We start from the raw sequence: 13,608 nt of genomic DNA, 5'->3' as shown, positions 1-13,608 counted from the left end.
CAGCCGCATGGCCGGGGAGTGACGGGGCATGATCCGCATCCGTCACACTGATGAAAACCCGCATGAGGCCAGTGAGATCAATGTCACGCCGTTCATTGATGTGATGCTGGTTCTGCTGGTGATCTTCATGGTCACGGCCCCGCTGACCACGGTGAACGTGCCGGTTGATCTGCCGTCCTCCACCGAAAAGCCCACACCCCGGCCGGATGATCCCGTGTTTCTGACCGTCAAGGCCGATCACGGTCTGGCGCTGGGCGAGGACGATATCGGTGCGGACGCGCTTGCCGGTGCGCTGGAGACAGCGACGAAAGGCAACAAGGACGAACGGATCTTTCTGCGGGCCGACAAGACGGTGGATTACGGTACATTGATGGGCGTGATGGACAAGCTGCGCTCTGCCGGATACCTCAAGGTGGCGCTGGTCAATCTACAGGGGCAGGAAGAAGGGGCCGCACCGGCTGCTCCGTCCAACGCGCCCACCCCGGCAGGGGAGACGCCATGACCACGGCGGTTGTCGAACAGCCTGAAAAAACCGTTCATCTGTCACAGTCTTTTGCCGAGTGGCAGAAGGCTCATACCCGCCATATCCGCCGGGAGGAAGCACTTCGCTGGGGGGTATCCTTTCTGGGGGTGCTGATGGTGACAGGCGGGGCAGTGGCATGGGTCATGCGGCTGCCTCCGGTTGTGGTGCCCGTGCCGGAACCTCCACCTGCGGCCATTGCCATTGATATGGCGCCGGAGCCAGTGTCCACGCCCTCTCCTCCAACGGATGTGCCGCCCGGCCCGCAGCAGACCCTCTCGGAACCGGACCCGGCCCCGGAGGAGCCGCCCAAGATATCGGCTCCGCCATCACCCGCAGCCAATCCGCCAGTGCCGGTGCCCAAACCAGAAAAGCTGCGCAAAATTGTGAAGAAACACAAACCTGCGCCGCATCTGAAACAGCCGGTGCCAGATAAAACGCCACCAGCAGAGCAGACAACCGCGCCCCCTTCTACCGAGGCGCCGCCTGCACCGGCTCAGGCTGCGCCCGCACCGGGGGCTTCCTCGTCTCATGCGTCTCAAAGCCCGGCAACGTGGCAGGGGGCGTTGCTGGCCCGTCTGGAAAAATACAAGCGGTATCCGGCAGAAGCGATGGCTGACCATCAGGAGGGCGTGCCAATGCTGCATTTCTCCATGGACCGTAAAGGCCATGTGTTGTCCGCCAATATTGAAGGCAGTTCCGGCCATGCCTTGCTGGATCAGGAAGCGTTGGCATTGGTGCGCCGTGCTGAGCCTCTTCCGGTTCCGCCTGATAGCGTTGAAGGAGATCCCGTTACGCTGACTGTGCCTATTGAATTCTATATCGAACACTGACGCGACTGAGAGACGGTTTGAAAAGTCAGAAGGCAAGAACAGGGAAGAGCTTTTTTGAGGCTGAATATGGAGCTGTGAGGTGTTCGATGCAGAGCCACAGGGCCGACCATCCATCGCAGTCAGCCACAATAAAGTCTCACCAGATCGCCCCTACTGATTTTTCAAGCGGCTTCCCCAGCCCCTTCCAGCAACAGAAAGCTATTTGTCATGACCTCTTTTCCTGAACGCCGTCGTTCTCCTCCCGCTCTTGCCTGTCTGCGCCCGGAATATCGTGCTGATAGCCAGCTTCTCAACCGTTTGCTGGCGCGGTGTGAACGGGCAAAGATTACGCTGACAGGACTGAGGCTTATCATGTTGCACGGTCTGCTACGAGCGGGTGAGAACGTAACGGCGGTTGCGTTATGGAAAGTGCTGATGGAGATAGTGGATGGCCCAACCCCGAGTGCGGATTCCATTCAGCGCAATCTGAATATCTTTGTTGATCGGGGTATTTTGACGCGCACCGTTGGGGCTGATCGTATCTGGCGCTACCGGATTGCCCAAGGCATGGAACCGGACGGCCCGACCGTATTGTTTATTGATGCCGGAACTGGCCGTATGCGCCCCTGTGATCTGCCCGAAGTGACCTCCTTCCTACATCGGTTGGCGGAGCGCCGTGGGTTGGATATTCGCAGTGCGGCCATCACGTTGCAGATGGATACGTCACAGCCACTGTCCTGATTTCTGAATTTTTTTGTGTGAGCGGGTGAAAAATGTGCGCGGTTGTTCGTCTCTATAAGTGAAGCCCGTATGATAGGGCTCGGGCTGGTTGCCGCGTGACGTTGAGGCCTTTTTGTGCAGCGGCCTATCGTGATCATGCAGCTTCTGGCAGCGGTGGTGCCTTCCGGTGTTCTGCCTCTGCCGTATCTACCTGTTTCAGATCTGCCCGCGGCATCCCCTGACCATTCTTTCCGCTGGTGGTGTAAGGGCCGTGATCGCGCTTGATCTGTTCGGGCTACCTTTTTCAGGCATGGCGGTTGTGGCTGTGCTGCTGACAGGTATTTCCCACTAGTGCGAAGACGTGTTCGCAATGCTGCGCCAGGGCAAAGCAGATGTGTGTTTGATCAGTGCTTGTAGGGGAGAACGGGAGTGGTTGCCTGGTCTTGCATATGGGTGGGGCACGTAAGATGAGTGCCCCACAGCCACAGCCACAGCCACAGCCACAGCCACAGCCACAGCCACAGCCACCGGAAGGGGGTGGCTGCGGTCTGTCAGAGGTGTTTGTTAGTCGATTGCGACAGTTGCTTCGCTTGTCAGCACACGGAAGACAAAGCTTTCCTGCAGGTAAAGCTCCACCGTTTCAGCCGTGTGGCTCAAATAGCCAATGGAAAAATCCTGCCCAATATCCAGCGCCAGATCACCACCACGGGTGGAGACAACAAATGCACCTTCAATGGCGGGGGCCCAGATGATCTTGCCGTCAATCAGGCTCTCAAGATGTTTGCGGATGGGGTACCCTTCATCATCGCCACCGTTGACGGCCTGAAATGCCGAGGCTCCCAGCACAATGGAGTAAGGGCCATTGACGCCCGCCAGCCGTAATTCATTGAGTGCGGCAGAAATAACGGCAGGATAATCCTTGACCGATGCAGGGAGTTTGAGATGCGTGTTTGACGTGCCCTGACGGATGCCCGTCATGCCTGCTGCGGCATATCCGTCAAAAATGGCGCGATCTTCTGCAAAGGCAATTTTCTTTGCAGCGTCCTTGACCGGCTGCCAGTCTGAATCAAGGGAGCCGCGTTCCACGGCATCAATTTCATCGCGTGATACGGTAAAGGGAACACGCAGTTCCACCAGCGGCAGAACATCCCGCAGAACGCTCCGCACACCTTCGCCCAGTGTTTCAATCTGTTTGGCGCGGCCTGTGCCCACACCGGCAAAAGCGGTGCCTTTGGGGTCTGATGTGTCCACAACCCGGCGGCCAGCCAGATGGCGGCGGATGGTGCGGGCGGCTTCATCTTCAATCTCGGCCCAGGCGGCGGAGGAAATGGGAGCCAGATGTCTGTGCAGATTGTTCATGTCAGAACTCCTTATTTGAGTGACCCGATTCCAAGAGAGCCGCTCGGCAGATCAGGGGTAGGTGAAGGGGCTGGCGTGGGGGCAGGCGCTGGCTGATCGGCTGTTTCCAGATCAGGCGCGCCGTCCAGAAAATCACTTGTGGGAATAAAGAACAGCGTTCCCGTAACGGCGGTGCTGACATCCAGAAGTCTGTCGTAATTTCCGGGTGGTTTGCCCACGAACATGTTTTGCAGCATCTGTTCCGTGCGGGAAGGGGAGCACGCATAGCCGATAAAATAGGTGCCAAACTCTCCTTTACCCACTTCACCAAACGGCATGTTGTCGCGCACGATCTGAAGCTGTTGCCCGTTTTCTTCAATATTGGTCAGCACATTATGGGCATAGCTTGGTTTATCGGCCTCTGGCAGTTCAATATCCGATAGTTTCTTGCGGCCAATAATATGTTCCTGCACTTCAGTGGGGATGGCATCCCATTTTTTCAGGTTATGCAGGTATTTCTGAATAATGACATAGCTTCCGCCAGCAAAAGCCGGGTCTTCCTCACCAATGAGGGTCGCATCAAGGGCGGGCTGGCCGGTGGGGTTTTCCGTGCCATCTACAAAGCCGAGCAGATCACGTTCATCAAAATATTTGAAACCGTGAACTTCATCCACAACGGAGGCGACGCCTTCCAGCCGGGACATGATGGTCGTGCCCAGTTCAAAACACAGATCCATGCGGGTGGCGCGGATATGGAACAGCAGGTCTCCCGGTGTGGAGGGGGCGTGATGCACGCCATTGATTTCCCGAAAGGGATGCAATTCACGCGGGCGTGGTGTGCCAAAAAGGTGATCCCACGCGTTGGACCCAATGCCCGTAATGCAGCTTAGCCTGCCGTCAGGCACCCGGAATCCCACACCGCGAACAAGGGAGGACAGGTCACCCATAAGGGCCTTGATCTGCGTTATGGCCGCGGCATCCGGGGTATTACTGTTCAGGGTTACCACCAGGAAAAGGGCGGCCTGGGTCAGTTTTGTGTCAATGGGTTGAGGTGTGGCCAACGGTCTGAAGCTCCTCGCGCAACAACGCGATCGTGTAACGATATCAGAGTCATAGCATAGGCATGCAGCGCAGCGTGGCAAGATACAAGAATGCGACAGATAAGCAGAATGATCACAAACGGGTCACCATTATAACTGCTGTTTATTATTATATAAGGAAAAGGTCTTGGACGGCAGAGCTCTTGCTGATCTAGTACAGGGCAAGAGCATTGTGGCTCGTTGCGGAACAGGATGGTTCCCTGCGGCGTTTATGGCAGGAAGCAGCCCCTTTCTTTCAGGGTTTGTGGAGGCTGTTTTCTGGTGGAGCAGCCACATGCATATGTTTGGATGAGACCCAATGCAGCCTGCCCATGACCTTGCGCTTCTTCTGGCGCGCTTTCAGTTTGCCTTTACCGTAGGCGTTCATATTATTTTCCCCGCTTTCTCCATTGGATTGGCGGCCTATCTGGCTGTGCTGGAGGGGCTGTGGCTCAAGACCGGAAGGCCAGTTTTTCTCGATCTTTACCGGTACTGGATCAAGGTTTTCTCCATTGTCTTTGGTATGGGCGTGGTCTCCGGCCTGGTCATGTCCTATGAATTTGGCACCAACTGGTCTGTCTTTTCTCAAAAGGCCGGGCCAATTACCGGGGTGCTGTTATCCTATGAAGTCATGACCGCCTTTTTTCTTGAGGCGGGTTTTCTGGGCGTCATGCTGTTCGGCATGAACAAGGTGGGACGGGGGCTGCATTTTGCCGCCACGTGCTGCGTTTCCATTGGCACCCTGATTTCCATGACATGGATCCTTTCCTCCAATTCCTGGATGCAGACGCCGCGCGGCTACAGCATTGATCCCACAACCGGCCGCTTCATGCCGGCGGACTGGCTGGCCATTATCTTCAACCCCTCTTTCCCGTTCCGGCTGGTGCATATGGGGCTGGCGGCGTTTCTCTCCGTGGCGTTCATTGTTGGGGCAACCGGGGCGTGGCACATGCTCAAGGCCCGGCGTGAAGGGCGGATTGCCAGCGAACCTGTGCGGGTGATGTTCTCCATGGCCATGTGGATGGCCGCCATTGTGGCTCCTATCCAGATCATGGCCGGAGATGCCCATGGCCTGAACACGTTGAAATACCAGCCCGCAAAAATTGCAGCGATGGAAGGTGACTGGACATCAGAAGGGCGTGCGCCGGAACTGCTGTTTGGTATTCCCAACATGAAGGAAGAGCGAACGGATTATGCCGTCAAGGTGCCGCTGCTGGGCTCACTCATTCTCACCCATAGTCTGGAAGGCAAGGTGCCGGGGCTGAAGGATTTCCCCCGTGATCAACGGCCGCCATCGCCTGTTATTTTCTTCTCCTTCCGCATCATGGTGGCGTTGGGCATGCTTATGGCGCTTGTGGGGTTCTGGTCCCTCTGGTTACGGCGCAACAGCACCCTGTTTACAAATACACTCTTCCATCGTGTTGCCCTGTGCATGGCTCCCGCTGGTTTTCTGGCGTTGCTGTGCGGCTGGATCACCACCGAAGTCGGCCGTCAGCCCTGGACTGTTTACGGCCTGCTGCGCACGTCAGACAGCGTTTCTCCCATTGCTTTGTCCAGCATGGCTGTGACCATGACGGCCTTTGTGGTGGTGTATGTGCTGGTGTTCGGTTCTGGCATGGGCATTCTGGTGCGCCTGCTGGGGCGTGCGCCGCAGGAAGGCGAACATGACACTCCTCCCTCTCACGCATCCGATATTCTGGCAGCCCGCATGCATCCGGATGTGATTGACCCGTCTGCTGGCAAAGGAGCCTGATCCATGATGGACTTTGCATACTGGCTCCCCATTGTCTGGGCTGTCATTCTGATTGCAGCCATAAGTATTTACGTCATTCTTGATGGTTTTGATCTGGGTATCGGCATGCTCTTTGCGCTGGAGCGTGATCCTGGCCGCCGGGATGTGATGGTGAACACCATTGCCCCCGTATGGGACGGGAACGAGACATGGATGGTTCTAGGCGGTGCCGTGCTGTATGGGGTTTTTCCCGGTGCGTATGCCACTCTGCTGCCCGCCTTTTACCTGCCCATCGTGCTGATGCTGCTGGCGTTGATCTTCCGGGGTGTGGCGTTTGAATTTCGTGTCATGACGCGCGGCACCCCGCGCGAGCGGCTCTGGACCACTGGTTTCATGGTCGGCTCTGGCCTGGCCGCTTTCTGTCAGGGTGCCATTCTGGCCGGTGTGGTTCAGGGTGTTACCGTTACGGATGGCGCTTTTGCCGGTGGGCCACTGGACTGGCTGACACCGTTCAGCATTCTGTGTGGCTTATCCGTGATGTGCGGCTACGCCCTGCTGGGTGCAACATGGCTGATCTGGCGTACAACCGGCGTGCTGGAGGCATCGTGCCGCAGGTGGGCGGCGCGTCTGGCTGTGGGGCTCTTCCTTTGCATTGTTGCTGTCAGTATCTGGACCCCGCTGCTGCATGCGCCTTATCTGCGCCGTTGGACGGCGTGGCCCAATATGCTGTTTGTTGCGCCTGTGCCTGTTCTGGTCGCGCTGCTTGGTGGCCTGATGGTCATGGGCCTGCGGCGGGAGCACTCCAAGGGGCCGTTCCTGTGTGCGCTGGGCTGGTTCTTTCTGTGCCTCTCCGGGCTGGGCATTACCATCTGGCCCTATGCCGTACCGCCGGGGCTGACGTTGTGGGATGTGTCCTCTCCGCCCTCAAGCCAGTTTTTCCAGCTTGTTGGCACGGCCATCCTGCTGCCCATCATCCTGACCTACACAATCTACTCTTATCGCGTGTTTCGCGGAAAGGTGACGGAAACAGATGGCTATCACTGATATTGTTCAGGGCAATGGGGATGGCGCACCCAAACGGACCGGCGCGCGGGTTGGCTGGTTTGTGGTCATCTGGTCGCTCAGCACGGCGGCGTTCATTGCCGCTGCATCTCTCCTCCATTTGTTGATTCCCAAGTAGGGCGGCAACGCTTTTGCCGCTCTTTCCTCCACCGCTCACTCAGGACAGGGGCCGATGCTTTTTGAGTTTGAACGTGATTTTGCCGGGTCATTGCGTTGCATTCCAATGATTGCACGACAGAAGCTGGATATTGTCTGCATCAAGCTGAGCCTGCGGCAATGGAGCCAGTTCTCGCGTGAGGAACGGGCAGAGCTTGCTGATCTTCCCTGCACAACGTTGCAGCAGCAAACCGTTTATCGGGATCGCGTTGTGCACCTGATTACGGCACGCTGTGATGAACCGCTCCGTCCGCTGGCGGCGCCATGTCTGGAAGACTGGCAGGAACCCGACCGGATGCCGGAGGCCGTTATACGGCAGGCGCAGGCTGATGGGGTAATCCCGCCGACACCCGACCAATGGGCGGCTTTGTTGCCGCTCCAGCGTTTTGCGCTGATCAAACTTGCACGCTCCAAGCACGAAAACGAAAATTTTGTTCCTGCCATGAAGGAGTTTGGTGTTCTGGTGTGTGACCCGCGGGTGGCGGCCTGAGGCAGCCTTTCCTGAAAAACACCATCCAGATTTTGCAGCATTTCTGTATCCGGCAGCCCGGTAAAGACCAAAGAGGGTGATCTTATGAGCAAAGAAAAACAGTCTGAATTCAAACCGTATCATCATCCTGCCGGGGGCTGGGGAGCAGCTGGCGCCACGGCGAAGGTGCTGATGGAGCAGAGTGTTCTTGTCAAGGGATCACGCGGGCTTCTGGCCATGAATCAGCCGGGTGGCTTCAAATGCCCAAGCTGTGCGTTTCCTGACCCGGACCACCGTAAAACGCTGGAGTTTTGTGAAAACGGCGCCAAGGCACTTGCGCATGAAGCCACAAAGGCTCGTGTAACGCGGGAATTTTTCGAAAAATATACCGTGACCGAGCTTATGCAGAAAAGTGACTACTGGCTTGAAATGCAGGGGCGGCTGACCGAACCCATGCAATATGATGCCACAACGGACAAATATGTGCCGATCGCGTGGGATGATGCCTTCGCTATGATTGGCCGCCATTTGCAGGCGCTTGAAAGCCCGCATCAGGCTGAATTCTATACATCGGGCCGCACGGCAAACGAGACGGCTTTCCTGTATTCCATTTTTATTCGTGAATTTGGCACCAACAATTTTCCCGACTGCTCAAACATGTGCCACGAGCCAACAAGCCGTGGGTTGCCGCCTTCCATTGGCATTGGCAAGGGCACCATTGTGATGGCGGATTTTGAGCATGCCGAGGCCATTTTTGTGGTGGGGCAGAACACTGGCACCAACTCACCGCGCATGATGACCAATCTGGTGGATGCCCGTAAACGGGGCGTGCCCATTATTCTGATCAACCCCATGCCGGAACGGGCACTGATCCGCTTTACGGAGCCGCAGGATGTGCTGCAGATGAGCACATTTGGCTCAACCCCCATTTCCAGCGAATTCGTGCATGTACGAATTGGCGGAGACCTCGCCATTTTCAAAGGCATGATGAAAGTGCTGTTTGAAGCCGAGGCCCGTGGGGAAGACGTACTGGACACAGCCTTCATTCAGGAACACACCGCAGGGATTGATGCGCTGCGGGATGATGTGATGGGATGTTCCTGGGCGGATATCACCCGTATTTCCGGTGTTTCAGAAGAACAGATTCGTAAAATTGGTGAAATTTACAAAAACTCCAAAGCCACCATCATCTGCTATGGTATGGGGCTGACGCAGCATCAGGAAGGCTCTCGCCTGTTGCAGCAGGTGGCCAACATTCTGCTTCTGCGTGGGAATTTTGGCAAACCCGGTGCGGGTATTGCGCCTATTCGCGGCCATTCTAACGTGCAGGGGGATCGCACGGTCGGGATAGATGAAAAACCGACCCAGCTTTATCTGGATCGCGTGCGGGATGCGTTTGGGTTTGAGCCCCCGCGTGAGCATGGCCACCATGTGGTAGAGGCCCTTGAAGCCATGGAAGCCGGTAAGGCCAAAGTCTTTATTGGTCTGGGTGGCAATTTTATTCACGCCGTGCCCGATACGCCCCGGTCCTACGCAGCCATGAGCAAGTTGAACTTGACGGTTGGCATTGCCACAAAGCTGAACAGGGGGCATCTGGTGCATGGCAAGGACGCGCTGATCCTGCCTGTTGTTGCTCGTTCTGAAATTATCCGGACTGAAGCAGGCGAACAATTTATCACCATTGAAGATGCCATGGCGAATGTCACAGCGTCTCGCGGTGTGTTTGAACCCGTGAGCGAACACGTTCTGCCCGAGACGGAAATTGTCTGCCGTATGGCCATGGCCGCGCTGCCGCATTCCAGAACGCCATGGGCGCAGTATATGGTGGATTACACCCCGATACGGGACAAGATTGCTGAAGTCTATCCTGAAATCTATGCTGATTTTTCAGAGAAGATCAAAAACCCTCATGGCTTCCATCTGGATATTCCACCACGGCGGCGCGTGTGGAAAACGCCTAATGGCAAAGCTAATTTTCTGGTTCTGCCCGGTCTGGAAGTTGATGTGCCAGTTAATGATACGGCCATGCTGCGTCTGGCAACCATCCGCTCGCATGATCAGTATAACACGACCATCTACAGTAATAATGACCGGTATCGGGGGGTGTACAACACCCGGCTTGTCATCTTCATGAACAAGGAGGACATGGCGGAGCGCGGGCTGGAAAATGGTGCCGTTATCGGTCTGGAAACCTATAGCGAGGATGGCGTAAGACGGTATGTGGATGGGTTGAGCGTTATTGCCTATCCTATGCCGCGTGGCTCCATTGCCGGATATTATCCTGAACTCAATCCGCTTCTGCCACTCGATTATTTTGATGAAATCAGTGGCACGCCGGCAGCGAAGTCCATTCCTGTCAAGGTGGTGGAAAGTGTGGCCTCTGCGCCACCCCTCAAAATTGCTGGATAAGGCGCACAGGGTGATCATGACTGGCGGGGAAGAGGTCGTGCAGAGCGTTGCACCCTGCCGGGACAGACGTGGTCGCCCACTGAGGGATTTGCGGATATCGGTTATGGACCGATGCAATTTCCGCTGCTCCTACTGCATGCCGGAGAGCACCTACCATGAAGGGTTCCGTTTTCTTCCCCCGGTAGAACGGCTGGATTTTGACGAGATAGAATGCGTGGTGCGGGTGGCGGCCAGTCTGGGCGTGACAAAAATACGCCTGACGGGTGGTGAGCCCCTGTTACGGCCTGAACTGCCTGACCTTGTAAGCCGTCTGGTGCGTGTGCCGGGTATTGAAGATATTGCCCTGACAACCAATGGCGTTCTGTTGCCCGGGTGTGCGCAGGCACTGTGGCAGGCGGGCCTGCGTCGTATCAGCGTCAGTCTGGATAGTCTTGATCCTGCGGTGTTCGCCCGGATGAGTGGCGGCAGGGGCGCGCCGCAAGCTGTGCTGAAAGGGATTGAAGCTGCGCAACGGGCTGGGTTTGAAGGTGCCATAAAGATCAATACCGTTGTACAGCGCGGCGTGAATGATGCGGGGGTGCCCGATCTTTTAAGCTATTTTCGGAATACGGGCTGTGTGGTGCGGCTTATTGAATATATGGATGTTGGCAACCGCAACGGGTGGGAGAAAAAAGATGTTGTCCCATCACAGGACATGCTGAGGCGGATTAATGCCCTCTGGCCGCTGGTTCCTCTTTCTCCGCATTATCAGGGCGAAGTGGCGCGGCGTTATGGCTATCTGGATGGGGCAGGGGAGATCGGGTTTATTTCCTCTGTCAGCGCGCCATTCTGCGGGGCATGTTCACGGGCACGTCTTTCTTCAGATGGAAAGCTTTATACCTGTCTTTTTGCAACACAGGGTAAGGATCTGCGTGCGCTGTTACGGGACCAGAAACAGGCGGAACGGGATGCATCGCTTCGTGCGGTGCTATCGGGAATATGGGGCAACCGAACAGATCGCTACAGTGAGGAACGTGCAGCACGTTCTACCCACAGCGCCGCAGCACTTGATGCAAAAGCGGACAAGATCGAGATGCACTATATTGGCGGCTAACAGGAGCAGGCCCGTTGCCCTTTTGTAACTGCGCCGCAGAGAGCCTGTGTTGGCGTTGCCATTTTGTAAGGCATCCCTTGGACGGGTTCACGCGTTGATGGCGTGGACTTTTTGGTCTGCCCTTTCTGGCGGCGGGAGGAGGGCGCTCTTTTTATAACAGACAACCGTTTTTCTTGTCCGGTTCCTTATGGCACGGCGTGAGAGGCGCGGACGGTATCATCATATGACATGCTGATCGTCAATTAGGGGACGATAAGACGTGTTTTCCGGAGTAAATATGATTCTGAAGCAGCTTTATTATCTTCGGGAGATCGACAGGTTCAAAAGTTTTTCAAAAGCAGCCGTGGCCTGCAATGTTTCGCAACCAGCGCTTTCCCGCGCGGTGCGGATACTGGAAGAAGAACTTGGCGTTGTTATTATTGACCGCAAGAAAAAGGTCTTTGGTTTTACGGAAGAAGGCATCCGTATTCTGAAATGGGCGCATGATATTCTGCATAGTGTGACGGAAATGCGGAATGAGGTGTCTTTGACCAGGCAGGATCTGGCAGGTGCGCTGAAAATAGGGGTCATCCCTACGGCTGTGCACATTGTTCCGGTTCTGATTGAAGCGATACAGGAAAAAATTGGTGATTTTTTCTGCGATGTTTCTGTTCTGGTCAATGCGGATATTATTGAAAGGCTGACCAAACAGCAGCTTGATATCGGCATCATGTATTATGAGGAATGCCCGCAGGCACAGGCTTTTGTTGTCCGCTCATTGTATCAGGAGGAGCAGGTGCTGGCGGGAACGGCGGCTTATGCCTTTCCTGAAGAGCGTGACATCAGTTGGGAGGATGCAGCGGAGTTTCCGCTGGCGCTTCTTAGCAAGGCCATGCGGTGCAGGCAGTTGGTGGATACGGGCTTTCAGGCGGCGGGTGTCAAACCCATTGTCCGGCTTGAAACCATGTCTCTGGAGTTGATCCACGCTGAAATAATGAGTGGCAGATTAGCGACCATCCTGCCTATTTCGTCCTTTCCGCTCAGGGTGCCCCCTGTCGGCAGGTTGCAAATGCGCAGGCTGGTCGGATTTTCCGCAGGGTCAATTGGTCTGGTCAGACTAAGCGAGCGCCCACCTTCAGACTTCTTTGACGAGGCATGGAAGGTGGCGCAGGCAATAGATTACAGGCAGCAGTTTGATAATCTCTGCTGTCCGCAGTCTGCCTGATACAGGCTGCCCCAAGACTTTCTGAACGGAGAAGAGGGAGAGCCACAAGGACACTCCCTCTGGCGTTCTGCTGCATGGAAGGCGCTGGAAAGGGGCGGGCTGGTCAGGCTTTTTGGGGTCTGAAGAAGAGGCTGCGATGGTCCGGTACTGTTACGCTGGGCCATCAAACCAACCATTTTGAACTGCATCTTTTCAAATTGAAAAACTCTTCCTCCCTCTCTCTTGGCCTGCAAATCGGTCTTTTGAAGAAAGAGGAGGAGAATAGTCTTGTGAAAAGACCCACTCGTTAAAGCGGGTCTTTTCAGATTTAGATCTTATTTGGAGGTAGCCGCACTCTTGCCGCCCTGAGTGGCGGGAATGGCCGTTTCCACAAAATCCTGAGAGACAAAGATAAGGCTGTTGAGCGTCTGGTCCAGCGCATCCAGTGCTTCTTTGGGCTGGCGGCCTTCCGTGAAAACAGTGGCGCGGTTCAGGGCGCCTTGTGTTTGTGCCAGCGGAGCCAGTGCGACAATGAAATCCACATCCTCACCCACAACCTGCATGCTCTGCGCGGCCTGCTGCGTGTCACCAGACTGCAACTGCTTGTTGGCTGTGGCTACGGCTGCTTTTTTCTCAGGTGCCAGTGTTTCGCTTGCAATAAATTCGCCGCCAACCGGAATCCAGTCTGTCGGGGTGGAGGAAGGCACGTGGCCTGTTGCCGGAGCATGCTGGGGAGCAGGCTGCAAGGAGGCTTCTGCGGCCTGGAATTTGGTGCTGGCTTTGCCTGCGGCGGTCAGGCTCTTGCTGGCGTCATACAGCGCCGGGATAGCAGCATCTGTATTACCCGCGGCCAGAAGATCACGCGCTTTCAAGATATCACCAAAGGCTTTCTGCCCATCCATGGACAGATGGCGGAAGGCGCGCCCAGCCTTGTACTGTTCCCAATGCGTGTGCAGGGAGGTGGCGTGGCTGGCAACAGGGGTCAGGGCAAGGCTGGCGGCAACGGCCATAAGGGGAATAAAACGCATCTCTATA

The 13,608-nt window shown here is 56.0% G+C and carries 14 protein-coding genes; 11 read left to right on the top strand and 3 right to left on the bottom strand.

The annotated features are described in order from the left end of the window. The first annotated feature begins 28 nt into the window (after nucleotides 1-28). The 4 genes from exbD (at nucleotide 29) to AD948_RS17580 (ending at nucleotide 2,404) form a co-directional block, all read left to right on the top strand. The gene (gene exbD, locus AD948_RS04165; RefSeq protein WP_061470851.1) at nucleotides 29-502 is read left to right on the top strand and encodes a TonB system transport protein ExbD; all 474 of its coding nucleotides are present in this window, start codon (nucleotides 29-31) and stop codon (nucleotides 500-502) included. Continuing rightward, nucleotides 499-1,353: an energy transducer TonB family protein gene (locus AD948_RS04160; protein WP_061470850.1), complete on the top strand. Its 855-nt coding sequence runs from the start codon at nucleotides 499-501 to the stop codon at nucleotides 1,351-1,353. The genes exbD and AD948_RS04160 overlap by 4 nt, the downstream gene beginning before the upstream one ends. A gap of 207 nt (nucleotides 1,354-1,560) precedes the next feature. After that, nucleotides 1,561-2,073: a hypothetical protein gene (locus AD948_RS04155; RefSeq protein ID WP_061470849.1), complete on the top strand. Its 513-nt coding sequence runs from the start codon at nucleotides 1,561-1,563 to the stop codon at nucleotides 2,071-2,073. A 166-nt stretch (nucleotides 2,074-2,239) separates the two neighbouring features. Continuing rightward, complete coding sequence (locus tag AD948_RS17580; protein ID WP_248845913.1) at nucleotides 2,240-2,404, top strand: hypothetical protein; 165 nt, start codon at nucleotides 2,240-2,242, stop codon at nucleotides 2,402-2,404. A 212-nt stretch (nucleotides 2,405-2,616) separates the two neighbouring features. On the opposite strand, the gene AD948_RS04150 is transcribed toward AD948_RS17580, so the two are convergent. Both AD948_RS04150 and AD948_RS04145 read right to left on the bottom strand, forming a co-directional pair. Then, nucleotides 2,617-3,411 carry a family 1 encapsulin nanocompartment shell protein gene (locus AD948_RS04150; protein ID WP_058987065.1) on the bottom strand — a complete coding sequence of 265 codons (795 nt, stop codon included), beginning with the start codon at nucleotides 3,409-3,411 and terminating at the stop codon, nucleotides 2,617-2,619. An 11-nt stretch (nucleotides 3,412-3,422) separates the two neighbouring features. Further along, a complete protein-coding gene (locus AD948_RS04145) occupies nucleotides 3,423-4,451 on the bottom strand; it encodes a Dyp-type peroxidase (protein WP_061470848.1) in 1,029 nt (342 codons plus the stop codon). Nucleotides 4,452-4,788: 337 nt separating this feature from the next. Here AD948_RS04145 and AD948_RS04140 point away from each other — a divergent pair, with 337 nt between their 5' ends. From AD948_RS04140 to AD948_RS04115, 7 genes are all read left to right on the top strand, one after another. Further along, entirely contained in the window at nucleotides 4,789-6,222 is a 1,434-nt protein-coding gene (locus tag AD948_RS04140; RefSeq protein ID WP_006558393.1) for a cytochrome ubiquinol oxidase subunit I, read from the top strand. Between the two features lie 3 nt (nucleotides 6,223-6,225). Further along, nucleotides 6,226-7,245: a cytochrome d ubiquinol oxidase subunit II gene (gene cydB, locus AD948_RS04135; protein ID WP_058987063.1), complete on the top strand. Its 1,020-nt coding sequence runs from the start codon at nucleotides 6,226-6,228 to the stop codon at nucleotides 7,243-7,245. After that, entirely contained in the window at nucleotides 7,232-7,381 is a 150-nt protein-coding gene (locus tag AD948_RS17575; protein ID WP_006558391.1) for a DUF2474 family protein, read from the top strand. Before cydB ends, AD948_RS17575 begins: the two co-directional genes overlap by 14 nt. A gap of 54 nt (nucleotides 7,382-7,435) precedes the next feature. Beyond that, nucleotides 7,436-7,909, top strand: coding sequence for a nitrate reductase associated protein (locus AD948_RS04130; RefSeq protein ID WP_061470847.1), 474 nt, complete (start codon nucleotides 7,436-7,438; stop codon nucleotides 7,907-7,909). Between the two features lie 84 nt (nucleotides 7,910-7,993). Then, nucleotides 7,994-10,297 (top strand): FdhF/YdeP family oxidoreductase, encoded by a 2,304-nt coding sequence (locus AD948_RS04125; RefSeq protein WP_061470846.1) that lies wholly within the window; start codon nucleotides 7,994-7,996, stop codon nucleotides 10,295-10,297. Nucleotides 10,298-10,313: 16 nt separating this feature from the next. Further along, nucleotides 10,314-11,390 carry a GTP 3',8-cyclase MoaA gene (gene moaA / locus AD948_RS04120; RefSeq protein ID WP_082782293.1) on the top strand — a complete coding sequence of 359 codons (1,077 nt, stop codon included), beginning with the start codon at nucleotides 10,314-10,316 and terminating at the stop codon, nucleotides 11,388-11,390. Nucleotides 11,391-11,667: 277 nt separating this feature from the next. Next, the gene (locus AD948_RS04115) at nucleotides 11,668-12,594 is read left to right on the top strand and encodes a LysR family transcriptional regulator (RefSeq protein ID WP_061470845.1); all 927 of its coding nucleotides are present in this window, start codon (nucleotides 11,668-11,670) and stop codon (nucleotides 12,592-12,594) included. A 314-nt stretch (nucleotides 12,595-12,908) separates the two neighbouring features. On the opposite strand, the gene AD948_RS04105 is transcribed toward AD948_RS04115, so the two are convergent. After that, a complete protein-coding gene (locus AD948_RS04105; protein WP_061470856.1) occupies nucleotides 12,909-13,601 on the bottom strand; it encodes a YfdX family protein in 693 nt (230 codons plus the stop codon). Nucleotides 13,602-13,608: the final 7 nt, after the last annotated feature.

Source organism: Acetobacter senegalensis (assembly GCF_001580995.1).
Classification (GTDB): Bacteria; Pseudomonadota; Alphaproteobacteria; order Acetobacterales; family Acetobacteraceae; genus Acetobacter; species Acetobacter senegalensis.
Note: the sequence above shows the minus strand (reverse complement) of the source record. Positions and strands in the feature narration are given on the sequence as shown.

Coding starts and splice junctions, on each gene's coding strand:
- AD948_RS04150 (WP_058987065.1), bottom strand. CDS start 3,411: ATGAACAATCTGCACAGACATCTGGCTCCCATTTCCTCCGCCGCCTGG.
- AD948_RS04130 (WP_061470847.1), top strand. CDS start 7,436: ATGCTTTTTGAGTTTGAACGTGATTTTGCCGGGTCATTGCGTTGCATT.
- cydB (WP_058987063.1), top strand. CDS start 6,226: ATGATGGACTTTGCATACTGGCTCCCCATTGTCTGGGCTGTCATTCTG.
- moaA (WP_082782293.1), top strand. CDS start 10,314: ATGACTGGCGGGGAAGAGGTCGTGCAGAGCGTTGCACCCTGCCGGGAC.
- AD948_RS04125 (WP_061470846.1), top strand. CDS start 7,994: ATGAGCAAAGAAAAACAGTCTGAATTCAAACCGTATCATCATCCTGCC.
- AD948_RS17575 (WP_006558391.1), top strand. CDS start 7,232: ATGGCTATCACTGATATTGTTCAGGGCAATGGGGATGGCGCACCCAAA.
- AD948_RS04105 (WP_061470856.1), bottom strand. CDS start 13,601: ATGCGTTTTATTCCCCTTATGGCCGTTGCCGCCAGCCTTGCCCTGACC.
- AD948_RS04140 (WP_006558393.1), top strand. CDS start 4,789: ATGCAGCCTGCCCATGACCTTGCGCTTCTTCTGGCGCGCTTTCAGTTT.
- AD948_RS04155 (WP_061470849.1), top strand. CDS start 1,561: ATGACCTCTTTTCCTGAACGCCGTCGTTCTCCTCCCGCTCTTGCCTGT.
- AD948_RS04115 (WP_061470845.1), top strand. CDS start 11,668: ATGATTCTGAAGCAGCTTTATTATCTTCGGGAGATCGACAGGTTCAAA.
- AD948_RS04160 (WP_061470850.1), top strand. CDS start 499: ATGACCACGGCGGTTGTCGAACAGCCTGAAAAAACCGTTCATCTGTCA.
- exbD (WP_061470851.1), top strand. CDS start 29: ATGATCCGCATCCGTCACACTGATGAAAACCCGCATGAGGCCAGTGAG.